Below are 23,236 nucleotides of genomic sequence, written 5' to 3' on the forward strand. Positions count from 1 at the left end.
TCATCAGTCCTTCATCAAATTATTTTGTAGGTAATCGTAAAACAACTCTTCCAATTTGCCGCGGATGGCGCCTTCATTTGACGACTGGAACACCAGCATCGCCTCTTCGCTTTCGATCAGGCTCGAGCTGATCAAGCTCATGATCTCCTGCTCGCGCGCGCCAAGTTCCACAGGCGTCAGCATCAATAGTACATTCACCATCCGCATGTCCCGCCCGTCCATCCCCTTGACCACGCTCGGCGCCTCCAAATGAACGACCTGGAACATCAATTCCCGGACCGACTCATCGCGGCAATGGAACAGCGCCATCTGGGTCTCGGGAATCCCGAGGCCGCCTTTTGCCTCGCGCTCCTTTAATTGCCGCAAAGTGCCCGCCGCATCCAGCAAACCGTCCCGTTCCATGCCCTCGAGCACGTTTTCCAGCACTGCCCAATAATCCAGGCCTTCCATGCGCACGACGCGGAAATGGTCGAGCAGCGCGTCCATCCCCGCTTGCACTTGCTGGATGTCACGCAGCAAAGCCCGCACATCCCGCCGCTCTTTCCGGCCCGGTTCCACCGCTGTCGACGGCAAATACGCTTTATTGCGCGTCACTTGCTGGATGTTGTGCTGCAGGTAATTCTCGATATGGCTGATGTCCTGTTCGTTGAGCAGCGGGCTCACCATCAAATAATCCACATCGGTCACCGGCAGGCGGATTGTCGAGATGACGAGGTCATATTCCTTTAAATTCGCCGTCTGGAAATCGTGCACCGACAGGATTTTCACCGAATCGATTTCCGGCAGCTCTTTCTGGATGCGGCTCGCCAGCATTTTTGACGTGCCGATGCCGGTCGGGCACACGACGACCGCCTCGATCTGGACGCGTTCTTCATTCATCAACAAAGCCGATCCGAAATGAAGCACGATATACGCCACTTCGTCCGCCGAGAATTCGAGGTCGTCAAACTCGGTCTCGAGGGCCTCCTTGACCGCCAAGAACAGCACCGGGTATTTCTTCTTGATCTCGTCCGTCAGCGGGTTGAACGATTCGAGCTTTTGCTTCAAGCGGAAAATGAGCGGCTCCATATGGGCAAGCAAGCCCTGGTACAAGGAAAAATCCTTCGTCAAATCGACGCCGAGCTGCGCCGACACATCGCGGATCAGGTTTTTGACCAATTTCCCGAGCAGCACGCTGTCGTAATACAGCACATTCGACGCCTGGATTTTCGAGCCTTTCAAGACGACCGCAAGGAACTCGATATCGCGCTTCGCAAGTTCCACGCCGAACCGCTCACGCAGCTCTTCGCAAATCGCGGCGATCATGGCGTATTCGCCGTTATGCTCGCTTTCTATCGCCGGCTCCAGCAACAAGCCGCTTTCGGTGCGCTGCAGCGCCAAGGCAAGATGCACGACGAGCCCCGTATAATCGCTGTCGGCCAAGCGGATCTGTTGCTCGCTGATGTGCTCGCCGACAAGCTGGTTCGCCGCAGCGAGATAGGCCGGGTTGAAATAGCCGAGCACTTTGCCGTCCTGGGTCGTTCCTTGCTGCAGGTAATACAGGCTTTCGATGAGCTCTTCGTAGAAATGAATCAGGAAATACGCCGCCAGCGCATGGCGTTTATGCGCTTCCGCACCACTCACTTCCATCCCGACGCCGCGCTGCCTGGACAAGGTGACCGAGAACTTGCGCAGCCAATTGGCGAGCTCGTCCAGATAAGATGTCAAGGTCGTCGTGCTGATGCCGAGCTGATTCGACAGCACCTGCTTCTTAAAAAAGGCGCCTTCTTCCAATAAAATGACCAATAAGCGCAGCTTCTTCTCCTCAGGCGACGCTTCCGGCACGCTCGATGCCGCAAGCTTCTGCATGAGGCGGTAGATTTTCTCGTTATTGCCATCGAGATACAGCGCATCCGCCCCATCGCGCTTCATCAACAGGCCGAATGGCTCCAACAACTTCTCCACCGATTTCAAATCTCGCTGGATCGTCCTTGCGCTGACATCGAGATACGCCGCCAGGGAATTGACCGTATGCTTCCCCGCCATCCGCGTCACCAATTCGATGATCGACTTTTCCCTAACCGTGACAAACATCCACTCACCTACTCCCTTGTCACCTTTCGTTGATGCAGACTTTAAAGAATAAAATGTTTTTTCTATAAAGATATAATAGGAAAACCTGTTTTCCGAAGCTTACCGCACGACTCCCTGGGGCGGGAATCGAGCCTCCTCATTCGCTACGCTTCGTGCAAAAACTTTGTTTCCCGCATCTCCATGGCAGATGCGTCGCAAATGAATGTGCTCAGCTTCGCTTCACTCATTCATTTCCAAACACTCTAATATTTCACTGAACATTTTGTTGTGAACACTTACTTCTTATAGCTATAAAAGCTTTCCAACGTACTACCTTCATTTTCTCACTACTATCCACATTCCGCAAAACAGCTCGCTTTCCTCTTTTATCTCAATAAAGTTAGAAACACTTACCCAGTATTCAAACTAAATTTAAAGAGCGGCAGGCGGCGACTAATGAACAAGCAAAAGGCACTTGAGCTTGTTCATTTGCGACGTATCTGCACTGCAGATGCGGGAGCAGCAGCGGTTTAAACTGATTCATTAGTAAACTGGAAGCGGCTGAAAACGCGGGCAGCTGAAAGCGCGACGTCCTGTCGCATCAGCTGCATGACCCGCATCCTGCGGGCCTAAAGCGTCCGCCTGGAGCGATTTCCCCACAATCAATTACTATCTCTATTTCTTCAACAAATTGCTCAATGTGAATAAACCAAAGAAATAGCACAAAAAGGCAGGATTCCCCCTGCCTTTTCGTGGTGCCGCTTATTTGCTGTTCAGGATGTCGAGCAATTCTTTCGGGGACTTCGCCGCGACGAGTTCGTCGACGTTCGACTGCTCGGCGCAGATGACCGCGATGCCTGACAGAATCTCGAGGTGCGTGCCGTCTTTGCCCGCGATGGCGAAGATCAGCTTCGCTTTCTCTCCGTCAAAGTCCACGCCGTTTGGAACTTGGACGACCGTGAAGCCGGATTTCAATACCGCTTTTTTCGCTTCTTCCGTGCCGTGCGGAATCGCCACGTCATTGCCCATATACGTCGTCGTGATCTCCTCACGCTTGATCATTTCGTCGACATAGGACGGTTCCACGTATCCCGCCTTGACGAGCGCATCGCCCGCAAAGCGGATCGCTTCTTCTTTCGTGCGGAAGCTTTTATTAATGAAGATATTGTCTTCCGTGAGCAGCGGCGCATCCTCTTCCGGGCCAGTTGCCGCATTCGCTTCGCTCTCTTCGACCAATTCGCTTTGCTCTTCGGTCACGCCGTGCTGCAGGCGCTCGATCAGGCGGTCATATTCCGGGCTCGACAGGAAATTGTCGACCGAGATATGGTACGCATCCGGGCGCTTGTCTTTCGCACGCGGCGTCAGTTTATCCTGCGTGATGATGATCTGTGTGTCGGCCGGGATGGATGAAATCGCGCTGTTCGTGACTTTGATGTCCATGCCCGCTTCTTTCACTTTCTTGCTGAGGAGGGATGCGCCCATCGCGCTCGACCCCATGCCGGCGTCGCACGCAAAGACGATCTTGTGAACATCGTCCGGGAACGTGCCCGCTGCAGAAGCCGTGCCTGCCGCTCCAGCGCTAGCGCCAAGTGCGCCGGCAACCGAGCTCTTCTTGCCTTTCATTTCTTCCATGCGTTTCGTTGCCGCTTCGACGTCTTCATCAGACGCTGTATCTTTGCTGCGCTTCAAGACGACCGCTGAAATCAAGAACGAAACGGTCGCTGCGACCAGGATCGCCGTGAAGTTCGCGATATAGGCCATGCCTTCAGGCGGTGTGACCGCCGTGATCGCGAAGATACTGCCAGGCGATGCAGGCGCCATCAAGCCCCCGCCCATCAAGACCAATGTAAACACACCGCTCATGCCGCCGAGGATGACGGACAGCAAGAGCATCGGTTTCATCAACACATACGGGAAGTAAATCTCATGGATCCCGCCGAAGAAGTGGATGATGATCGCCCCTGGTGCCGATTGCTTCGCGATGCCCTTTCCGAAGAACATGAATGCGAGCAACACGCCAAGGCCAGGCCCTGGATTCGCTTCGAGCAGGAACAGAACTGAACGGCCCGCCTGCTGGACTTGCTCAAGCCCGAGCGGCGTCAAGATGCCGTGGTTGATGGCGTTATTGAGGAATAAAATTTTCCCCGGCTCGATCAAGATGCTTGTCAGTGGAAGCAAGCCTGTCTCAAGCAGCCAGTCAACGCCTGCGACCAATACTTGCGTCAACGCGCTGACGGCCGGCCCGATGCCGAGGTATGCGAAGATCGCGAGTGCCCCGCCGATAATACCGGAAGAGAAGTTATTGACGAGCATCTCGAAACCGGAGCGGATCTTGCCTTCGATCAAATGGTCAAACTGCTTGATGACCCAGGCACTGAGCGGCCCCATGATCATCGCGCCGAGGAACATCGGCGTATCCGGTGCCCCGACGATAACCCCCATCGTCGCGATCGCACCAATGACGCCGCCTCGCTGATCGTGCACAAGCTTACCGCCCGTATAACCGATCAATAGCGGAAGCAAATACGTAATCATCGGCCCAACGAGCGACGCGAATTGCTCATTCGGGAAAAAACCGGTCGGGATAAATAATGCCGTAATCAGCCCCCAGGCGATAAACGCGCCGATGTTCGGCATGACCATCGAACTGAGGAAGTTCCCGAACTTCTGGACTTTCACTTTCAAGCTCGAACGTTCTTCTGCCATTCCTTTCATCCTCCTTCTTTTGGGCCTGTGCCCTAGTTCTTTGTTTGTTAATTCAGATTATACGCCTATATTGTAAGCGCATTCAACGAAAGGAAAAACCAACTTTGTCGCCGCTGTCCGGACAAGCCTGTCGTTGCCGTAAATTGTGCCTGACACAGGGGCGCCCGCAAAGTCAAATCCCGCCCCGTCAAGGTTTTCGCCCGCCAAATTGTGTGGCACACAGGGACACCCAAAACGCCGCCCGAGTGAATTGTGCCGAACACAGGGACATCCCAACCCCAAAACGCCGCCACACCAACCTTCCCGCTTCCGGAATTGTGCCTGACACAGGGACACACTACACACCACAAAAACCACCCCTGTCGCGCTTCCCTGGACAACTCCATGCTTTCTGTTTTTGCCATCCAAATGGCCCCCGCTATGCATTTCGCGCGGAAAATGTCATAATGGTTGATAAATTCGGTTACAACCCAATCACCCAAGGAGGAATCATTCATGGTAGAAAAAACATTCACAATCACAGACCCGGCAGGCATGCACGCACGTCCTGCTTCAGCACTCGTTGGCTCGCTGACGAAATTCCAATCCGACATCACGATGGAATTCAAGGACAAGAAAGTCAACTTGAAATCGATCCTCGGCGTCATGTCACTTGGCGTGCCTTCCGGTTCACAAGTCCAGATCGCCGCTGATGGCGCGGACGAGACGGAAGCGATGGAAACGATTGAACGCGTACTGAAAGAACAAGGAATCTCGGACCAATGAAACACCTCTCCGGAATCGCAGCGTCCAACGGCATCGCCATCGCCAAGGCCTTCCGCCTGGAACATCCGGAACTGACGGTCGACAAGAAGAACGTCGCGGACCCCCAGGCGGAAATCGATCGTTTCAATCAAGCGGTGGCTGAATCGATCACCGAACTCGAAGCCATCAAGAAACGCACCGCCGAAGAAATCAGCGACAAGGAAGCGGCCATTTTCGGCGCCCACTTGCTCGTCCTGGAAGACCCGGAACTGATCGGGCCGATCACCGACAAGATCAATACCGACAGCGTCAATGCCGAATTCGCGCTTCACGAAACCTCGACGATGTTCGTCGACATGTTCGAAGCGATGGACAATGAATACATGAAAGAACGCGCCGCCGATGTGCGCGACGTCACGAAACGCGTGCTCGCCCACCTGCTTGGCGTGCAGATCCAGAACCCGAGCATGATCACCGACGAAGTCGTCGTCATCGCTGAAGACTTGACGCCGTCCGACACGGTGCAATTAAACCCGAAATACATCAAAGGCTTCATCACCGATATCGGCGGGCGCACTTCGCATTCCGCCATCCTTGCCCGCACGCTGGAAATCCCGGCAGTCGTCGGCGCGAAAACGGCGATGGGCACGATCGATAACGGCACCATCGTCATCATCGACGGCTTGGCAGGCGAAGTCCTGCTCGACCCGGACGAAGCGACGCTTGCCGAATACAAGGAAAAACAAGCGGCTTACGCCAGCCAGAAAGCCGAGTGGGCCAAGTTGAAGAATGAAGCGACCGTCACGAAAGACGGCGTCGAAGTCGAACTCGGCGCAAACATCGGCACGCCGAAAGATTTGGTCGGCGTTTTGGATAACGGCGGCGAAGCGATCGGCCTGTACCGGACGGAATTCCTGTACATGGGCCGTGACGATTTCCCGACCGAGCAGGAACAAACCGATGCCTATGCGGAAGTCCTGCAAGGCATGGACGGCAAACCGACCGTCGTCCGTACGCTCGACATCGGCGGCGACAAGGAATTGTCGTACTTGAAATTGCCGAAAGAACTCAACCCGTTTCTCGGCCTCCGCGCGATTCGCCTGTGCCTCGAGATGCCGGACATGTTCCGCACGCAGCTGCGCGCACTACTCCGTGCGAGCGTCCACGGCAACCTCAAAATCATGTTCCCGATGATCGCGACGCTCGACGAGTTCCGCCAGGCGAAAGCCCTTCTCTTGGAAGAAAAGGCGAAACTCGAAGCGGAAGGCACACCGGTCAGCGATTCAATCGAAGTCGGCATCATGGTGGAAATCCCATCGACTGCCGTCATGGCAGACACCTTCGCGAAAGAAGTCGACTTCTTCTCCATCGGCACGAACGATCTGATCCAGTACACGATGGCCGCAGACCGCATGAACGAATCCGTGTCGTATCTCTACCAGCCGTATAACCCGGCCATCCTGCGCCTCATCAAGACCGTCATCGACGCGTCCCATAAAGAAGGCAAATGGACCGGCATGTGCGGCGAAATGGCCGGCGACGAAATCGCCATCCCGATTCTCCTCGGCCTCGGCCTGGACGAATTCTCGATGAGCGCCTCGTCGATCCTGAAAGCCCGCTCCCAGCTGAGCCGCCTCTCCAAAGCGGACATGGAAGGGCATATCGACCACATCCTCGGCCTCACGACGTCCCAGGAAGTCGAAGATTACGTGAAAAACCTATAATGCAGAAAAAAGCCGTGAACTCGATTGAGTTCACGGCTTTTTTGACGATTGAATTGTGTGGCGCACAGGGACATTCAAGTACGAGAATCCCGCTGCGACGCGAATCTTTCGCCCTGAATTGTGTCATGCACAGGGACAGCTATACTGTTTCTTTCTTTCCCGGAATGATAATATCCTCACCCAGTTCTTCTGCAATCAATCCGATTGTTTCGATGGTCGGGCTATTTAAACCTGCTTCAATTCTGCCAATGGTCGATTTCTGCAAACCTGTTCGATCTGCCAGTTGCTGCTGTGACCACCCAAGTTCTTTTCTTTTCGTTTTTATTTGAGCCGCTACGTAAGCTTCTCTTTTTAATTCCTTCACTTTCTCCGTGCCCAGAACACCTTCTGCTTTTTTCAAAAATGCATCCATGTGAAAGCTCCTTTCAACGATATTTACTAGGAAATTGGCCGAGATATTCATCATAAACTAATTCAGCTGGCTTTATATCTTCTCGTTTGACGTCATTATTGTATTGCTTATCGAATACATGAAGCAGCAGTACTTTGTAGTAATCGTAAACGGCAAATATAATTCTATAATTCGCTACCGAAAAATTCTGCAGGCCCCATCTGTATAATTCGTTTTCGAATCGTGGATCAATATTCCGGGTTAATAGTTTAATGGATGGTGGAACTTCATCATCGGGTTCAAATTCGTTCGATTCAGGATAAGGATTGTAAGAAATGATTTCCCGTTGACGGATATAAGTAGCCAACAAACTTGACCAAACGCCAGGTTTCTTTGTTTGTTGCTCTTGTTGAGCGTTGATCAATAACATGCTTTGAAAAGCTTCCATATTACCAAGTTCAACGATTTCGTGTTTTCTCATGAATTTAGATCCTTTACCTTTTATACTGTTATGATAGCAAGTATGCTATCATAAATCAATTTTATACTTTTTTAAAAAGTTTAGCTCTTTTCTTATTCAAACAACGACAACTGTCGATCCATTTTTTTATATTCCTCCCGGTCTAAATTTAGTTTCTTTTCACGATAGCGAGGGAATAAATCCAGCAAGATAAATTCCAATTCTTCTTTAGTTAAAGTGTCTATGATATTAGTTTCTGCCCGTTCCCATACATCCGTATCAAAATGCCTGTTCAGTTTTTTATACAACGCTGTATATAACCGCCCTACATTATTTTCTTTTGTATTTTTCAATCCTAGAGTTTTGATCATGTGCTTAATAGCTTTTTTGTATCTCTTAATAATGCCTTCAGTATCCTGGTATATTACCTCATGCATCAATGGGCTATAGTTTGCTTTAGAAATAACCACCCATCCTTTGTTTTTATAGAACAGTGTAGCTTCCTCTTCATATCGGTAGAACTCTTTCCGGCTGACTTGAATAGGATCCAGCTCTTTTAACACTATGTATTCAGTGTGTTTATCTAGATAAAGCAGGGCTTTATCACGTTCATCCAGAAACTTTGAAACTCTCGATACATGTTCAATCCAGCGAATTAAAAAACATGCTTCAGTTTCTCCGACATATACAGTATTCAACCTTTTATTGATAATTGCGTAAACACCTGCTTTTAGCAACAAATCTTCCATTTTAACCCCTCCGCCGACTTAAGCGCTAAACTAGCGTGAACCATCAAATTCATGAATTAGCAATCATCACTTTTTCGTGTTCGGCCATTTGAAATCATTGCGGTAATAGTGTTTCTTCAATTTTTCTAGGTCGTGTTCCCATTCTGCAATGGCATAGGCGAATTTTCTTTCCCCATTCTTTTGGCCTTTGCGCAATAAAATGTTATAACTGATGATCCCGACAACTTTTTTCAAGCCTATTTTGGGAACAGCGAGCTCCAGCGCTTGCCATCTCTTCGCTCGATTAACACCGGTAATTTGATAACCCAGCCTTTTTAATTCACTCGTCTCATTCAAAGTCTTCTCTTCATTCTTTGGATTCTCTTTTTTCTTTTTCACTTCTGTAGAAGGCCAAACGAACGAACTTGATTGGATTCCTGCCTTTCCTTCCGGAGGCAGTGTATACCGCATTTCCCCCGTTTTGATTACCAGTGGGGCGATTTGCTTGCTGAACTCGCGATACTCTTTATTCACCAAGAATGCCCGGCCTCTAACTTTACTGAACCAAACGCTCACTTCTTTATACAAATAGATTTGATTTAGTTTGTCTTTTTGATATAACGGCAGTTTCATACGTTTTCGTTGCAGCCCCAATGTTTGTTTCAGCTTGTCATATTCAGTGGAGGTAATAATATATATCGGCGCTTCATGAGCTTTCACACTACTTTGTAAACGTGGCTTGATTCGTTGATCGACTTTTTCTAAAACCAGCTCTTGTTCCATATTCGTCAAGTTTTTATTCGAACGGAATGTATTTCTCGCTTCCCTGTATGCTTCTTCTGTGACATCAGTCGACTTAGCTGCTTGATAAAATAAACGAAAACCTTTCACATTTTGCATCCCCTGAGGATAGAATTCTTTTGCCCGATCAAGTATCCGTTGTTCTCCGTCGAATAGATAGCTATACCAAAAGTAGAATTCAAAATCCTCTTTTGACATGGCAGAAACTAAGAAACTCCATTCTACAGTCACCATATGCTTAAGGGATTCCTGTAAAACCTGTTTCATCGTAAAGGTCAGTAACAACCGGAAATAAGTCCGAATTAGATGAGATTCGTTTCGTTGCAATAAAGCAGGATAAACATTCTGGTGTTGCGCCTTCAAGTATTCCCGCAAAGATTGCTCTCCGTTTGTACCAATACTTTGGATGGCATACTCCATCGCTTTTTCAATTAAAGCATCAGAATCGTAATCAATACTGTCAGTAGCGCTCAAGATCTCCTGTATGATTGCCAATAGTCGGTAATTAAATTCACTATTCTTAAGTTGCTTCCTATAATGCGGAGAGTTCACTTCTTCAAACAACTTGGCCAACATTCCGTTTTCCCGTTTTCTCCACATTTGTTCCATAGCGGAAGCCAGGGCAGCTACTTCCTCGGAATCATTAAGCTCAAGTATTTTTCTCACTTCCTCCAAGTTTCCTTCTTCGAGAGTGCTTAGATAGGAAAATGCTTGATTTTTCTTCAATTCTATTTCTTTCGCTTGTTGGCGAACGACAAGCTGCAATTCAACGTTTTCTGCATTACGTTTCAATAATTGATTTTTGAGTTCTTTAATTTCAATATCTTTTCTATGTAATTGGCGCTCATATTCTTCAATGAGCAAAGTGAGTTCACGGTCTACTGATTTCATAATACTTTCTTTTGTTACCACATCTTCACTTCCCATTTAAAAGTAAATATTTTGAATTTCTATAATTAATTATATACTCCATTTGAAGATGCGAAAAGATATCTTCTCTCAAACTATAGAGTGAAATCCGTACTCTCGTCCCTTAGACATAGGGTATTTAGAGAGATATTTTTCTTTTTTGCTTGTCGTTTGAAATCTCTGAGGTTTTTCATCTTTTTGAGAAAAATAAATACGTAAAAAAGCCGTGAACTCCAACAGAGTTCACGGCTTTTTGACGATTAAATTGTGTGGAACACAGGGACAGCGAAGCACCAAAACCCCGCTGCGACGCGGTTCTTCCCGCGCGAATTGTGTGTAACACAGGGACAGCTGGACAGCTTCAAGCTCTGCACAGGGACACCATCAAGCTTCCGCCTGCAGCCCCTCATTTTCGCTGTCCACGTAGGCACGCGCCTGCAAGCCCGCCTTCTCCAGCTTATACTGCTTATAGCCGTTGATATATTCCTCATAAGTTTTCAAATAGGTTTTGTTCGGGATCTCCATTGCCATTTCTTCTTTTACAATCGCAGTCATCCGATTCATCCTCCTCGATTTTGGTCCTTACAAGTATTGATCACGCGGCCAGCTACAGGTGATATTAAATCAATGCATACTTCTTTCTTTGGATAAAAGAAGTTGCCGTATTCATTTTTTTCGCGGCAGCACGGCAAGCGCATCCACCAGGCGTTTGACGAAATCCGGGAACGCTTCCTTCGATGCGATCCGCAATGTATGCATCCCGTCTTCCGAGAGAGCGCTCTGGGAATAACTCGTCGGCAGTGGAATCGGATGCTCAATCAGCGCCCGTGTCAAACGCTTCATGTTCTCGAGCGAAATCTGCAGCTCTGCCTTATTCAATCCCTCTTCCTCGTCACGGGACAATTGGACGGAAACATCCCGGTCTAGCGGCCAGCTGATAAATTCGTGAACATTCGCCTGCATGCCGCTATCAGGCCCGTCGCCGACATGGCGCTCCCCCGTTCGCTTTGCCGTTTCTTCACCCGCAATCCTCGGTGTTTTCTCAATGGTTGATGTTGCGTGTCGTATTCCCATCATGTCCCCATTCCTCCGCTCGCTTTGATCTATCCCCTTATGCCCCTTTGCGTTTCCCATAGCCTAACGGCAGCCTCGGAAACCAGATAACGCTTATTACAAAATCTCAATGCACAAAAGTAATTCACGTCACCTAAAATAAATCCGCTATAACAAAAATAAACTATTATACATCATATTTTTACTAAATTAACTGCTTTATTTCATTTTTACCACTACATAAAACCTACCTGAAGGGCCAGAAAATGTAAAGTAGGCTATGAAAACTCTTATAATTCAGATAATAATTCGTTTTTTTCCATATACTTTTTGCTGGATTATTAGAGTTTGTGAATTAAATAACATGCCATGACACCCCATAAGACTCCAGCAATAATAGCATTTTGAACAGATCCAGCTTCCCGCCACACTTTAAAAATACCCCACCAGGTTTCCAATAAAAGGTAAATTGAAATAATGTTTTTCTGAAACTTTTTTCCGCCTGTTTTCAATGCTTCCCTCTTCAACTTCGCCCTCTGGTCAGGATAGGCCATGCAAAACCCAAAATTCCCACCCCCTCATCGATATCTTCAGCTGTTTAACATATACATAACCGGCTGACGCGAAACACCCCCTCCAGCACTCCCTGCGCCCAGCGATTCCCCAATCGCAACGAAAAAGCCTTGAACTCGATCGAGTTCAAGGCTTTTTGGCGCTGAATTGTGTGGCACACAGGGACACGCAAGCAGCAAAATCCCGCCGCCACGCGATTCTGTCGCCCGAAATTGTGTCCAACACAGGGACACAAACCGAAAATCTAAGCTTCCCGCACCGCTTTCTGGCGTTTCGCCCGTTTCTTCACTTTCAAGTCTTTCCGGTAATACTCATCCGACGTAAAGAACTCGTTCTTCAAGTCCTTCACTTTGTTGCTCAACAGCAAAATCGCCAGCACGTTCGGGATGAGGATCGCCGCAAGCATGATATCGAGGAAGCCCCAAATGACTTCCGCAGCACCGACTGCACCAAGCACGACGGCGATGATATAGACCACTTGCATGCCGTGTGCCGCTTTCAAGCCGAACAGGAACTCCGCTTGCTTCGCTCCGTAGAACACGACGACCAGGATCGTCGACAACACGAAGAAGATAAGTGCGATCGTCACGAGAATCGCGCCGAAATCACCGAAATACTGTTCAAAGGCCAAGCTCGTAAGCGCCGAGGAATTTTCCATCGCGCCTTCTTGTGTCCAGACGCCTGACGACAAGATGACGAACGCCGTCGCCGTACAGACGATCAAGGTGTCGACGACGATGCCGATGACCGCCCAGAAGCCTTGGCGCACTGGATGGTCGGTCGTCGCCGCGGCATGTGCGATTGGCGCCGTCCCGAGCCCTGCTTCGTTGGAATACAATCCGCGGGCAAAGCCCCAGCGGATGACTTCGACAATCGCCGCACCGGCAAAGCCGCCCATGACAGGCGCCGGCGAGAAGGCGTTGCTAAAGATCAGCATGAAGAATTCCGGCACAGCTTTGACGTTCATCAATAAAATGACGACCGCCCCGCCGACATACATCAACGCCATGAACGGCACGAAAATCTCCGTCACTTTTCCGATGCGCTTGATGCCGCCGAAGACGACGATGGACACGAGCACCGCCGTGATGATGCCCGTCCATAGCGCAGGAATCGCGAACGTCGCTTCAACGGTGCTCGCGATCGAGTTCCCTTGCACCATGATGCTCGGGATCAACTCGATCATCAACGCGAACGAGAACCACACGCCGAGCCATTTCATGTTCAAGCCTTTCGTCATATAATACATCGGCCCGCCGACAAATTCGCCGTTGCCGTTTTTCTCGCGGTACTCGACCGCCAGCACGCTTTCCGCGAATTTGAGCGCCATGCCGATCAAGGCAATGACCCACATCCAGAAAATCGCGCCCGGTCCCCCGAACATGATCGCCGCCGGCACCCCGACGATGTTCGCTGCGCCGATCGTTGACGACAAGGCAGACGTCAATGCCTGGAACGGCGTGACCGTTCCTTCGCCTTTTGGCCGCCTGAAAATGCTGCCGAAGGTCTGGCCGAATATGTACCCGAAATAACGGAATTGAAAAAATCCTAATTTGAATGTCATATAAAGTCCAGAAACTAATAACAATGTGATGAGCGGGATGCCCCATATCCATGCTGAAAAGTCAGCTACCCCTTGTAAAAATCCTTCCAAACTGTTTTCCCCCTATAATATTTCAAGATATGAAATATTTCCCCCACCACATAAGGTTCAAACTAAAATCAGGAAATTATCTTATAAATTTAGAAAAACTCGGCAATATAGCCCACTCACCGAGATGCCCCCTGCACCCATCCGACTCCCCGAAACCAAAAAAACCTCCTATTCCATAGCAGAACCTGAGGCTTTTGGCAAATCGTCATACGAATCGTTTCAGAAATTATCCTCCACATACTCCGCTTCCTGCTCTTTCGTCATAAAGCCCGTCGCGCGTCCGACGGTGCCGTTATGCCATTCCCAGATTGTGTTGTGCACATCGACCGCATTGGAGAACTTGCCTTGCTCCCATTCGGTCAAGGCGTCTTCGTAGAACGAGTATTCATCGTACGCCCCTTCGTTGGCGCGCAGGATCTTCAACATCTCCTCGATCCGTGCGGGCGTCATCTGGATCTTTCCGCGCTTTTCGGTCGCCACGATTTTCTGGTGCGTCATCTGGTGCAACTTGACCTGGAACTGCCCTTCCGTCAAACCGACCGTATCGACCGGCAAATCCGATTGCCGCGATTGGGCCACCGCGTCTTCGTCCAGTACTTCTGCGGCCTCTTCTGCCGCTTTTGAAATCTCCTGTTCGTCGGTCGCCGTGAAGCTCTGATACACCCAGTATCCCGCTCCCGCGAGCACACCGAGCACCACCAACAGGATGATGATTATCCTTAACACTTTCCTCAAATTGACACGTCCTTCCTTTCGCCGGACATTCCATCCGGCAAAAGCGTTTTAAAACCAGCAAGGACTAGTATACAGTAAAAATCTGTGAAAATCTCTTTTTCACCTATCTTTATTCCTATTCCCTTTAAGATTAACCGTTACTCCAGCACTTAGATTCTTCCTTTTATTAAAAATAAATCCAAGTTGTCACCACCGAATCCCCTCAGCAAGCGCGATCCTTGCTATACTTGGAATAGGCATTTATGCATAGACACATCCCCAGTAATGAAAGGATTCTCCCCATGACCAAGAAGAAACGCAAACGCCTCCTCATCGGCATCGTCCTCGTGGCGCTGTCGCTGCCATCCATCACGCCAATGCTCATGGAAATCGCCTATAAGATCGAAATGGGCATCCGCTACGACATCGATGAGCTGAATAGCCACCGGACCGATTACGCCGGCGCTCCGGATGATGCCAATTACTACGGGAACATCATCCGCGCCTCGCACATCACGACCGGCGAGCCCTATTTCAACGCCTGGGACAATTTGGTCCACCCGAGCGACATCCGCCTCACCGTCAACGGCGAAACGGTCGAGACACTCCACGGCTATCCGGTCCAATTGCTCCAATTCGGGGAACTCGCCGCCGAAGGCCTCGACCGCTATAATGGCGCCATCACGTACTGGACCGTCGAAGACAAGTTTACGGACAAGGATTTCTTCGCCATCGCTATCGCCCAAAACGGCTACGATATGCGCTTCCACCGCGACGGAGAAGTGATGCCCGGCTATGTGGACATCGAAGACCGGGAATTCAAGCTCATCAAGATCGCCAAGGACGGCGCCGTCTCGGAAGAGCTGTTCACCTTCAACAACAAATCCAAACTGCAGACGCAATTGATCACCGAAGACTTCATCGGGCCGGTCCATCATTATTTGCGGCCGGGCTATCTCTATCCGACCCTGCTGTCGCTGGTGTCCCCGCAGCTCTACCCGTGGCTCACAACAATTGCTGGAGTGGGCTTAATCCTGTTCAACTTCCCGTACCGGGGAATGAAACGTCGAAACACTGCACACAATTAAACGCATATCCACACCGGAAGGAAGAGCTGCATGAAAATCAAATACATCCCGGCCCTCCTGTGGGCATTATGCATCCTGGTCGCCACCAATAATTACAATTTCACGGCACTGTTTATGAGCGACATCGACTTCCATTTCCGGCTGTTCCCGGACCTGTCGGATCTGTTCATCATAAGCGACATCCAACTCGGCTCGAAACTTTACGTGTTCCAGAAAACCGGCCATGCCCTGTCGTTCGGCATTCTTTATCTATTGCTGAATCGAGCCCTAACAGAACCGCGCGTCACCCTCATGCTGTGCAGTTTGTTCGCCTTGTTCACCGAGTTTCTTCAATTGTTCTTCTGGCGCAGCGGCAGGCTGGTCGATGCCCTGATCGACATTGCCGGGATCTACGCGGCGTATCGCTTGGGCGAATCCGTGAAAGCGCATGGCGGCATGATTCCCGCTTTCTTCACGGCCCTGCAGAAAATCTTCACCGCCTTAGAAGGCGAGAAGCCTCATTAACGGAACTCAAAAAGCCGGAAGTCTCAGTTTATGAGATTTCCGGCTTTTTTCAATCAAACAACTCCAACAATCCGTCAAAACTCTCAATCCGATGATCGTAGCCATTCGCATCCCCGAACCCGTATGCCGCATAGACAAACGGGATGCCAGCCAGTTCCGCGGCGTCGCGGTCGCCTTCCGTATCCCCGACATACACCGCACAGTCCACGCCGTTCCGCTCCATGAGCAATTGAATGTTCTCACCCTTAGACAAGCCCGTCCTGCCCGGGTTCTCGAAATCGACGAAATGCCTGTCCAGCCCGTGGTATTCATAGAAGCTTTCGATATAGCCTTCCTGGCAATTGCTGACGATGTATAAATTGTACTTTTGCGACAGCCGCTCCAGCACATGCTCGACGCCGGCGTAAAGCTCCCCGCCTTGCTGCCGCAAATAAACGCATTCCAGTTCGGAGGATTCTTCCGTCAGTTTGGTGCATTGCGCTTTCGAAAGATGGGGAAACAGCTTTTCCCCGACCTGATCTGCCTGCAGCCCCATGATGCCGCGCAAATCGTCTTTTGTGAGCGTCTTCTCGACGCCGTTATCCGCCAATACCTTGTTCCATACCGTGACCGACACGTCGAGCGGATTCCAAAGCGTGCCGTCCAGGTCAAAAATGATGCTGTCCATATGTATCGTCCCTTCCCTGCGTTTTCTCCATTCTACCGCAGCGAATTGTGTCGTGCACAGGGACAACACCGAACGCGAATCCCCATCCGGCGCCTTTTGGCATCGCCGAATTGTGCCGAACACAGGGACGACCGCTTCTATTCCCCCGCCAAATGCTCGTAATTCACCCCGCCGGCCTGTTTCTCCAGGTGGTAGGCATTCTCCATCACCCGCTTGCCGTTTTCGAAAATGCGCTTCTGCGCTTCCATCTTGAACTGCAGCTCGTATGCTTTTTCCATACGGCGCTGGATCGACTTCTTGCTGCCATCGAGGATGATCGAACAGCCGTTGCTCAACGCCACTTTCGTCCGGTTGCCTTCCAGGCTGTAGCATTCCATGATGTGCTGCAAGGACAGCCAGACGCAGCCATCCAATAGCGCCGACTGGCTCGGCAATAATATGATCCCTTTATCCCGGTCGATGATGATCGGGTTCTTGTTAAGCTTCCCGAGAATCGCCGCAGAGCCTTCCACGGCGCCGCGCATGCTCGAGCCGCGGAAACGCAAATTGGTGTCGATCAAATCGAACGGCTTCGAGTCTATGTGGATCTTTCCGCCCGTATGGTAAATCATCGAATTCAAGCAACCATGTTCATCATAGTCCGGCAAAATCAAGACGGTATCTTGCCCGATTTCTTTTTCCATGTTCATTTCCAACTTGAAATTCTTGCGCTTTGTCATTTTTCTATCCCCTTTTGTGATTAATGGTGTCTTTCTTAACCGAAAAAGGAGTATACTAACTAATAGTTGGTACACTCCAACTGCTTGCCTCCGGATGCCTGTCGGCCAAGACTATCGCATCCGGAGGTTTCTTTTTGTCTTTCTCCCCTTTGAAGCGAACACAGCACACCTCCCAAAAACCGATTTTCCGTCAGTGTCGAGAACAGCTTTCCGCTTCCACGACATGCCGCAATGCCTATCACGCCATATCATCTTCTTCCACGTTTAAATGAACCTTCGCCAGCCAAACACCCCTGGCCTTCCGTCTATCCAACCGGGCCCAGCAGCCATCGACCCACGCCATGCATGGCATTTCCTCCAGCCGCTGAAGCGGAATTAATTTGTCACTCTATTCTAACTTTAATCATTATATAGTTTATTGGTATTACTTGTATACAATTAATTTCCTATTTTTTATGAAAATTTACACTACATCATGAAGCCCTTAATTACCTTCAAAACAGATCATTTGTATGCATCATTTGGTCATTATTTGCCGCCTTTTTGCTAAAAATAACCGCATTTTCACAGCTGCGGCCTGTTTCGGCTTTCGATATTTCATTAAAAAAGTCTGCTTTTAGCAGACTAATTGTTTGGCACACAGGAACAAAATCAGACTCCTGATCTAACAAATTCCGACCTGACAAGATTTCCGTTGTCAGAATCGTTCCGGACATAGGGACATGACGCTCCCAGTTTTCGGGTATAGAAAAAAGAAACAAAAAACACCATCGCCGAATAAACAGCATTGGCATCGGGCCCAGGAGATGTATCCACCATGCCATAAAAAAAGGAAACGCTTCTTCTTCGGACATCGAGTTCACTTCAAAAAACCACGAACTGATCATCCACAACCGTTATAAGTTCTATTATAATGTCAACGATGTCCTGATCGCGGTTTGGTTCATCCTGGGCAGCCTTCTGTTCTTTTGGAAGGAAACAGAAACGATAGCGATTTGGTTCTTCCTGTTCGGAAGCATCAAGCTGCTCATTCGCCCTTTAATGCGCATATTCAGTGAAATCCATTTAAAGAACATCCGTTGAAACACCGGCTCCGGCGACAGCTCGGGGCCCTGAAGGAGTCTTCTGAACCACCCCGTTAAGTTTGCCACTGGAAAAGCCAGCAACCGGTCAACCGGTTGCTGGCTTTTCGCTCGAATTGTGCGGAACACAGGGACAAAACCAGACCGCTCTCCCGCCAAACCCCTGCATATCAGCATCCATATTGTCAAAATCGTTCCGAACACAGGGACCCGCACTAAATCATAGCCCGATATATGTATTTCTACCACCGGAAGCGACACCGCTTCGCGAATCATTTTCGCCGTACCGCCGCGGCTAATCAACACATCCGCCCCGTTCAGCTCCATCTCTAAAGCCAGTGCAACACCCGCCTCCAAGTTCCCGACAGCACGCGTAATCTGTAAATCATCCTGCTCCATCGCCAACTCGTCTATCAGCGGCATCATCGCTTCGTACGGGGAAATGAATCCTACCTTAACTTTCCGCATTATGTACCTCCACTTTTTCAATCCTTTGCCTTATTTTAGCAAAGTCACAGGATGCGGTATACTTCCCGGTTCAAAATTAAACCATAAGGGAAAAACACGAATGCATGAAAATAACCGCCAGCTGAGCTGTCAGCTGGCGGTTATTTATGAAGAATTGTGTCGTGCGCAGGGAGACAACCACAACCAACCAAACCCTATGGAATGATGACGACCGATACGGTTCGGTCCTTGCTTTCTTCACTTTTTGGAACTTTGTAGTACTTTTCCAGGAGCGAACTCAATTCCAATTGGAACTCGTTAAATGCTTCATCTGTCAGATCCATTTTGACTAAGGAAAATGTTGACTGGTCCTGGAAGTTTTCTGCGATGCTGGTTTCATGATAATTTTTGTAGTTTTGCAAAATATACATGAAGTAATAAGTCACAAAGTTGATTTTCTGAGTATAGCTGGCGGAATTCCAATCTTCTTCACTGATTTTGTATCCAGCCGTATTCAGTGCATATAATTTCTCTTCGACTTTTCCGATGCGCTGATTGCCCACTACTTTTAAGAGTTGATCATCGACCATTGAATTGACTTGCCGATACAATGTCGCTTGCGGCACTTCTTTGAGCAGTTTGTTAAGTTGCATGATAGAAAGGCCTTCTTCGATATTTATTAGTTCCAGCGCTATTTTAAATCTGACTTGATTTTTGAATAAATCAAATTCCATGTGGTTATACACCTTTATCCTTTCTGTAGTTAGCTATATATTTCCGCTTCCAGCTTGCCGATTTCATCTAACGTATATATGTCCAGCAATGAAATTTCTTTCTTTTCGTTTTCTTCGATCCAGTTTTTGATTTTGACCAGCTGGATCGAATCAACGCCCAGTTCAAACAAAGAATCGTTGCAGCCGATCAATTCCACGCCGAACACTTCCTTCAGCATTGTTCTAAAGGCGCTGTCCGTTTCCGAAGTTTGATCAGCCGCTATTACCCCTCGTTCGTCATAAGATTGCTGCGCAATAAAAGTTAATTTGCTGGTGTCAACTTTCCCGTTATTTGTTAACGGGAACTTCTCCAGGCTATAAAACAAATGTGGTATTTCATACAGTGTCAGGTAGTCACTTAGCTCACTTCTGGCTTTTGAAATATCCATTGCTTTTTCACTTTCGTAAACTAAAGCCAGTTTATCTTTGTCCTTTTCATCTTGGATGATCACGACTTTGTTTTTCATCCCAAACAAATTAAGGAATGTGTTGGATATTTGAGACAAGCTGATACGATACCCGTTGACCTTCGCCTGAGAATCTTTTCTGCCGATGAATTTTACATAATCGGGTGAGACAAATGTTCCAATGTCCCCCGTTAAGTATAAACATCCGAGTTGTGGATGGTCAATGAAGGCAGTGGAAGTCTTGGACTCGTCATTGACATATCCAAGTGCTACGCCGTCGCCTCCAATAGCGATCTGCCCTTCTTCTCCGTAAGCGCATAATCCATTCGATGGTTTAATATCCATATGCTTTGATTGGCCATCGGGTATCCATAGGGAATAAACGAATGATTATTGATGTTATTAGGAGTGATGTTATACAAAATGGACCAAATCGAACATTCGGTTGCTCCGCCTAAGCTATACACACCTGCCTTACCGAAAGTATCGAGTGTAGTTTGAGCCAAATCTTTGGATACAAAGTCTCCACTCATTAAGCAGACCCTCATATTATTTTTGGCCCGCTCACTTAACTTTATCTCCCTCAGAAAGTAGTCCATCACACTCGGAACAGAATTCCAGATAGTGACGTGACGATTTTCAATAACTCGGCCGATATCAGCAAAATCTCGTTGATCCTTTACCAGATGCAAAGTTCCGCCTGTCAATGCGGCTCCAAAAACATCAAATACAGACAGATCAAAACAGAGAGAAGCCAAGCACAGAAACCCATCGTATTGAGTCAATTGCATCCGCTCTTTCATATCCATTAAGGTGTTATACACTTGGTAATGGCTTTCTACTACCCCCTTAGGTTCCCCTGTGCTTCCGCTGGTGAACATAATATAGGCCAATTGATCGCCATCGCTCATTTTTTCCTGAAACGGCAATTTGACATCTCTTCCATGAAGTACGGTCAATTCGCCGCCATCAAAGAGATAACGGGCTTCGGTCTTATCGAGAATCTGTTGCTTTCTGGATGGCGGAGCTGATGGATCGATCGGGATGTAATAATTCCCGGATAGAAAAACCGCATAAAGCTGAGTAATCGTTGAAATGCTGCGGTGTGCCATTACTGCGACCGGTTGTCCTGTTGCATCAAACTGTTCGGCTAACGAGACAGACGCCTCAAGCAATTCACCGTAAGTTAGCTGATCATCAGCGTCCTGGATTGCTATGTGTTGTTCATATATTCGAACTGCATCCACCAATAATTCATGGAGCTTTTTCTTTGGAAACTCGGCATGTGTTCCATTATAGGCATCCAAATAATCATTAGTATAAATCATCTCGTTCCCCCCGATATGCATTCCGGCATACATGCAATTGACGTTCCAGGTCATGCAAGTCCCCGAATACTTGATTGATGAAAAAATGGCCGCCTTCAAAATCAGTGATGGTGCAACGTCCGGCAGTTACCTGATGCCACTTTCGGACTTCGCTTGCAGAAATCATGGCATCATCTTTTCCACACCACACTGCAATATCTGTTTCAATGCTTGCTGAACAGCCATCTTGGAAATAATGCTTCAATAACGAAAAGTCATCTTTCAATATTTTGGCGTAGTAGTGGATCAGTTCTTCGTTTTGAAGCACTTCATCAGGCGTTCCTCCCATACTTTTTAAATATGAAAGAGTTGCCTGATACGTCATCTCTTTCTCGTACAACTGTGCTTGCACGCTACCGGGCGGAATTTGGCCGCTGACAATGAGCTTTTCGGGCAGTTTCAACTGCAGTCGTTCAATATACGCACAAGTCTCATAGGCAATGAACGCTCCCATGCTATGGCCGAACAATAGATACGGCTTGGCAAAATCGATGGTTTTCACAATTTCCTCAACCACATCCTGCATTTTATAGCCTGACTCTGCATACCTCCGTGCTCTTCCAGGCATTTCGTAACTGAGCAACTCATAGCCGCTCAACTTTTTCATTTGCTGGTAACTGTTTAGAGAACCCGCTGCATAAGGGACGGCCAAAAGCTGGACAGTTTCTAGTATCGGCTCAGAACGTTTTTTAAGAAACATTTGATTACCTCATCTGATATGGAATTTTTGATCGTAATTCGGGACTGATAGTTTTTGTCCGGAGAGTTTTCCGTAACGACGCTATTTTCTTCTGGCTCGTAAAAGACGTTTTCTCTAAACAATGGGATTAACACCTTGATTTGATTCCACTCCTGATCGTTTTCTGCTGCATCCATCCATTGTTCATATGGAACCATTTCAATTTTTTTGCTGCTTACCTCTTCAAGCAATTCAACGCAGCGCCCGAACGTAACCAAACTCTCTGAGAAATAATTGATGATGTGGTTGTCATTTCGCGAATCTGCATTTTTCAGCAAGGCTTCCACTACTACGTTGACGGGTGTCAAATCCGTTTCGAACTCCAAAAACTCTTGCGGGCAGCAGCCCAATTGATGAATGGAGACCAACAGCCTCCAGAACAGGTCGTTATCAGGCACAGCGTAGTTCCGGTCATTGCCCGCAATTCTGCCCAACCGTTGAATGCTGACACCGTTGCGCTTGTCCCGGTATCCCCTCAAATATTGCTCGGCCAGAACTTTGCTTTTCACATAGCTGATTGGGGCTAATTCGAGATCTTCAATGACATAATGGTCATGGCCAAGCACTGACAATGTGGAGATGTGGTTCACTTTTTTCAAGTGGCCCATTTGCGCGAATTTCATCACATGATTCAAGCCTAGAAGGTTTACATCGAGCGAGTCTTTAAGGGATGCCATAAAGTTTATGTTTCCGGTACTGTTGTATATCTCGGAAATATCCGCTGCCAATTGTTGATATACTTCTGGAGCCAAGCCCAGATTCTCCTGCTGCAAGTCGCCGCAGTAGACAATGAGCTGATTCAGCGGCAAGTCTTGCGAAGGATCTTTGATTTCCTTTAGTTTATCCACTACACGGCCATAGGCTTCAAAATCGTTTCTCGCCCTGACTACGCAATAGACCGTTTTTCCTTTTGACAGCAGCTGATAGATTAATT

At 48.5% G+C, this 23,236-nt stretch carries 24 protein-coding genes and 1 pseudogene; 5 read left to right on the forward strand and 20 right to left on the reverse strand.

Features of this window, described 5'->3' with window-relative positions; genetic code table 11:
• Positions 1–3: 3 nt before the first annotated feature.
• Positions 4–2,073 (reverse strand): BglG family transcription antiterminator, encoded by a 2,070-nt coding sequence (locus tag BBI15_RS11850; RefSeq protein WP_068869756.1) that lies wholly within the window; start codon positions 2,071–2,073, stop codon positions 4–6.
• 741 nt (positions 2,074–2,814) lie between these two features.
• Complete coding sequence (locus BBI15_RS11855; RefSeq protein WP_068869757.1) at positions 2,815–4,758, reverse strand: PTS mannitol transporter subunit IICBA; 1,944 nt, start codon at positions 4,756–4,758, stop codon at positions 2,815–2,817.
• 495 nt (positions 4,759–5,253) lie between these two features.
• Between BBI15_RS11855 and BBI15_RS11860 the strand changes: the two genes are divergently transcribed.
• Positions 5,254–5,523 (forward strand): phosphocarrier protein HPr, encoded by a 270-nt coding sequence (locus BBI15_RS11860; protein WP_068869758.1) that lies wholly within the window; start codon positions 5,254–5,256, stop codon positions 5,521–5,523.
• Positions 5,520–7,226, forward strand: coding sequence for a phosphoenolpyruvate--protein phosphotransferase (ptsP, locus tag BBI15_RS11865; RefSeq protein WP_068869759.1), 1,707 nt, complete (start codon positions 5,520–5,522; stop codon positions 7,224–7,226). The genes BBI15_RS11860 and ptsP overlap by 4 nt, the downstream gene beginning before the upstream one ends.
• A 139-nt stretch (positions 7,227–7,365) precedes the next feature.
• Here the strand turns inward: ptsP and BBI15_RS11870 are convergent, their stop codons facing one another.
• The 9 genes from BBI15_RS11870 to BBI15_RS11905 form a co-directional block, all read right to left on the reverse strand.
• Positions 7,366–7,638 (reverse strand): helix-turn-helix domain-containing protein, encoded by a 273-nt coding sequence (locus BBI15_RS11870; RefSeq protein WP_068869760.1) that lies wholly within the window; start codon positions 7,636–7,638, stop codon positions 7,366–7,368.
• Positions 7,639–7,651: 13 nt separating this feature from the next.
• A complete protein-coding gene (locus BBI15_RS11875) occupies positions 7,652–8,098 on the reverse strand; it encodes a hypothetical protein (RefSeq protein ID WP_068869761.1) in 447 nt (148 codons plus the stop codon).
• A 92-nt stretch (positions 8,099–8,190) separates the two neighbouring features.
• Positions 8,191–8,826: a hypothetical protein gene (locus BBI15_RS11880; RefSeq protein WP_068869762.1), complete on the reverse strand. Its 636-nt coding sequence runs from the start codon at positions 8,824–8,826 to the stop codon at positions 8,191–8,193.
• Between the two features lie 66 nt (positions 8,827–8,892).
• Positions 8,893–10,518 carry a hypothetical protein gene (locus BBI15_RS11885; protein ID WP_068869763.1) on the reverse strand — a complete coding sequence of 542 codons (1,626 nt, stop codon included), beginning with the start codon at positions 10,516–10,518 and terminating at the stop codon, positions 8,893–8,895.
• A gap of 381 nt (positions 10,519–10,899) precedes the next feature.
• Positions 10,900–11,070 carry a hypothetical protein gene (locus BBI15_RS16445; protein WP_157101657.1) on the reverse strand — a complete coding sequence of 57 codons (171 nt, stop codon included), beginning with the start codon at positions 11,068–11,070 and terminating at the stop codon, positions 10,900–10,902.
• Between the two features lie 111 nt (positions 11,071–11,181).
• On the reverse strand, positions 11,182–11,592 hold the full coding sequence (locus BBI15_RS11890; RefSeq protein ID WP_068869764.1) for a hypothetical protein: 411 nt from the start codon (positions 11,590–11,592) through the stop codon (positions 11,182–11,184).
• A gap of 317 nt (positions 11,593–11,909) precedes the next feature.
• Entirely contained in the window at positions 11,910–12,080 is a 171-nt protein-coding gene (locus BBI15_RS11895) for a hypothetical protein (protein WP_157101658.1), read from the reverse strand.
• A gap of 305 nt (positions 12,081–12,385) precedes the next feature.
• The gene (locus BBI15_RS11900) at positions 12,386–13,795 is read right to left on the reverse strand and encodes an alanine/glycine:cation symporter family protein (RefSeq protein ID WP_068869766.1); all 1,410 of its coding nucleotides are present in this window, start codon (positions 13,793–13,795) and stop codon (positions 12,386–12,388) included.
• A gap of 219 nt (positions 13,796–14,014) precedes the next feature.
• A complete protein-coding gene (locus BBI15_RS11905; RefSeq protein ID WP_237150945.1) occupies positions 14,015–14,521 on the reverse strand; it encodes a DUF6241 domain-containing protein in 507 nt (168 codons plus the stop codon).
• Positions 14,522–14,811: 290 nt separating this feature from the next.
• Here BBI15_RS11905 and BBI15_RS11910 point away from each other — a divergent pair, with 290 nt between their 5' ends.
• Positions 14,812–15,597 (forward strand): hypothetical protein, encoded by a 786-nt coding sequence (locus tag BBI15_RS11910; RefSeq protein ID WP_068869768.1) that lies wholly within the window; start codon positions 14,812–14,814, stop codon positions 15,595–15,597.
• 30 nt (positions 15,598–15,627) lie between these two features.
• Complete coding sequence (locus BBI15_RS11915) at positions 15,628–16,101, forward strand: VanZ family protein (RefSeq protein ID WP_068869769.1); 474 nt, start codon at positions 15,628–15,630, stop codon at positions 16,099–16,101.
• 49 nt (positions 16,102–16,150) lie between these two features.
• Here BBI15_RS11915 and BBI15_RS11920 read toward each other — a convergent pair whose 3' ends face one another.
• The 3 genes from BBI15_RS11920 to BBI15_RS11930 all read right to left on the reverse strand — a co-directional run bounded on the left by BBI15_RS11920 (position 16,151) and on the right by BBI15_RS11930 (position 18,341).
• Entirely contained in the window at positions 16,151–16,768 is a 618-nt protein-coding gene (locus BBI15_RS11920; RefSeq protein ID WP_068869770.1) for an HAD family hydrolase, read from the reverse strand.
• A gap of 137 nt (positions 16,769–16,905) precedes the next feature.
• On the reverse strand, positions 16,906–17,487 hold the full coding sequence (locus BBI15_RS11925; RefSeq protein ID WP_068869771.1) for a competence protein ComK: 582 nt from the start codon (positions 17,485–17,487) through the stop codon (positions 16,906–16,908).
• A 494-nt stretch (positions 17,488–17,981) separates the two neighbouring features.
• Entirely contained in the window at positions 17,982–18,341 is a 360-nt protein-coding gene (locus BBI15_RS11930; protein WP_068869772.1) for a hypothetical protein, read from the reverse strand.
• Between the two features lie 94 nt (positions 18,342–18,435).
• Between BBI15_RS11930 and BBI15_RS16680 the strand changes: the two genes are divergently transcribed.
• On the forward strand, positions 18,436–18,570 hold the full coding sequence (locus BBI15_RS16680) for a YrhK family protein (RefSeq protein ID WP_237150946.1): 135 nt from the start codon (positions 18,436–18,438) through the stop codon (positions 18,568–18,570).
• 218 nt (positions 18,571–18,788) lie between these two features.
• Here the strand turns inward: BBI15_RS16680 and BBI15_RS16685 are convergent.
• The 6 genes and pseudogenes from BBI15_RS16685 to BBI15_RS11960 all read right to left on the reverse strand — a co-directional run.
• Positions 18,789–19,037: pseudogene (locus BBI15_RS16685) on the reverse strand (PrpR N-terminal domain-containing protein); the annotation flags it as partial.
• 194 nt (positions 19,038–19,231) lie between these two features.
• Positions 19,232–19,750, reverse strand: a complete 519-nt coding sequence (locus tag BBI15_RS11940; protein ID WP_068869774.1) for a helix-turn-helix domain-containing protein — start codon at positions 19,748–19,750, stop codon at positions 19,232–19,234.
• Between the two features lie 29 nt (positions 19,751–19,779).
• The gene (locus tag BBI15_RS16300) at positions 19,780–20,541 is read right to left on the reverse strand and encodes a non-ribosomal peptide synthetase (protein ID WP_084632868.1); all 762 of its coding nucleotides are present in this window, start codon (positions 20,539–20,541) and stop codon (positions 19,780–19,782) included.
• The gene (locus BBI15_RS11950; protein WP_068869778.1) at positions 20,466–21,524 is read right to left on the reverse strand and encodes an AMP-binding protein; all 1,059 of its coding nucleotides are present in this window, start codon (positions 21,522–21,524) and stop codon (positions 20,466–20,468) included. Before BBI15_RS11950 ends, BBI15_RS16300 begins: the two co-directional genes overlap by 76 nt.
• Entirely contained in the window at positions 21,511–22,263 is a 753-nt protein-coding gene (locus BBI15_RS11955; protein ID WP_068869780.1) for a thioesterase II family protein, read from the reverse strand. Before BBI15_RS11955 ends, BBI15_RS11950 begins: the two co-directional genes overlap by 14 nt.
• Positions 22,230–23,231 carry an SDR family oxidoreductase gene (locus tag BBI15_RS11960; RefSeq protein ID WP_084632871.1) on the reverse strand — a complete coding sequence of 334 codons (1,002 nt, stop codon included), beginning with the start codon at positions 23,229–23,231 and terminating at the stop codon, positions 22,230–22,232. Before BBI15_RS11960 ends, BBI15_RS11955 begins: the two co-directional genes overlap by 34 nt.
• Positions 23,232–23,236 lie beyond the last annotated feature (5 nt).

The sequence above is a fragment of the Planococcus plakortidis genome (genome assembly GCF_001687605.2).
GTDB lineage: Bacteria > Bacillota > Bacilli > Bacillales_A > Planococcaceae > Planococcus > Planococcus plakortidis.

Coding starts and splice junctions, on each gene's coding strand:
- BBI15_RS11850 (WP_068869756.1), bottom strand. CDS start 2,073: ATGTTTGTCACGGTTAGGGAAAAGTCGATCATCGAATTGGTGACGCGG.
- BBI15_RS11855 (WP_068869757.1), bottom strand. CDS start 4,758: ATGGCAGAAGAACGTTCGAGCTTGAAAGTGAAAGTCCAGAAGTTCGGG.
- BBI15_RS11860 (WP_068869758.1), top strand. CDS start 5,254: ATGGTAGAAAAAACATTCACAATCACAGACCCGGCAGGCATGCACGCA.
- ptsP (WP_068869759.1), top strand. CDS start 5,520: ATGAAACACCTCTCCGGAATCGCAGCGTCCAACGGCATCGCCATCGCC.
- BBI15_RS11870 (WP_068869760.1), bottom strand. CDS start 7,638: ATGGATGCATTTTTGAAAAAAGCAGAAGGTGTTCTGGGCACGGAGAAA.
- BBI15_RS11875 (WP_068869761.1), bottom strand. CDS start 8,098: ATGAGAAAACACGAAATCGTTGAACTTGGTAATATGGAAGCTTTTCAA.
- BBI15_RS11880 (WP_068869762.1), bottom strand. CDS start 8,826: ATGGAAGATTTGTTGCTAAAAGCAGGTGTTTACGCAATTATCAATAAA.
- BBI15_RS16445 (WP_157101657.1), bottom strand. CDS start 11,070: ATGACTGCGATTGTAAAAGAAGAAATGGCAATGGAGATCCCGAACAAA.
- BBI15_RS11890 (WP_068869764.1), bottom strand. CDS start 11,592: ATGATGGGAATACGACACGCAACATCAACCATTGAGAAAACACCGAGG.
- BBI15_RS11910 (WP_068869768.1), top strand. CDS start 14,812: ATGACCAAGAAGAAACGCAAACGCCTCCTCATCGGCATCGTCCTCGTG.
- BBI15_RS11915 (WP_068869769.1), top strand. CDS start 15,628: ATGAAAATCAAATACATCCCGGCCCTCCTGTGGGCATTATGCATCCTG.
- BBI15_RS11920 (WP_068869770.1), bottom strand. CDS start 16,768: ATGGACAGCATCATTTTTGACCTGGACGGCACGCTTTGGAATCCGCTC.
- BBI15_RS11925 (WP_068869771.1), bottom strand. CDS start 17,487: ATGACAAAGCGCAAGAATTTCAAGTTGGAAATGAACATGGAAAAAGAA.
- BBI15_RS11930 (WP_068869772.1), bottom strand. CDS start 18,341: ATGTCCGAAGAAGAAGCGTTTCCTTTTTTTATGGCATGGTGGATACAT.
- BBI15_RS11940 (WP_068869774.1), bottom strand. CDS start 19,750: ATGGAATTTGATTTATTCAAAAATCAAGTCAGATTTAAAATAGCGCTG.
- BBI15_RS16300 (WP_084632868.1), bottom strand. CDS start 20,541: ATGGATATTAAACCATCGAATGGATTATGCGCTTACGGAGAAGAAGGG.
- BBI15_RS11950 (WP_068869778.1), bottom strand. CDS start 21,524: ATGATTTATACTAATGATTATTTGGATGCCTATAATGGAACACATGCC.
- BBI15_RS11955 (WP_068869780.1), bottom strand. CDS start 22,263: ATGTTTCTTAAAAAACGTTCTGAGCCGATACTAGAAACTGTCCAGCTT.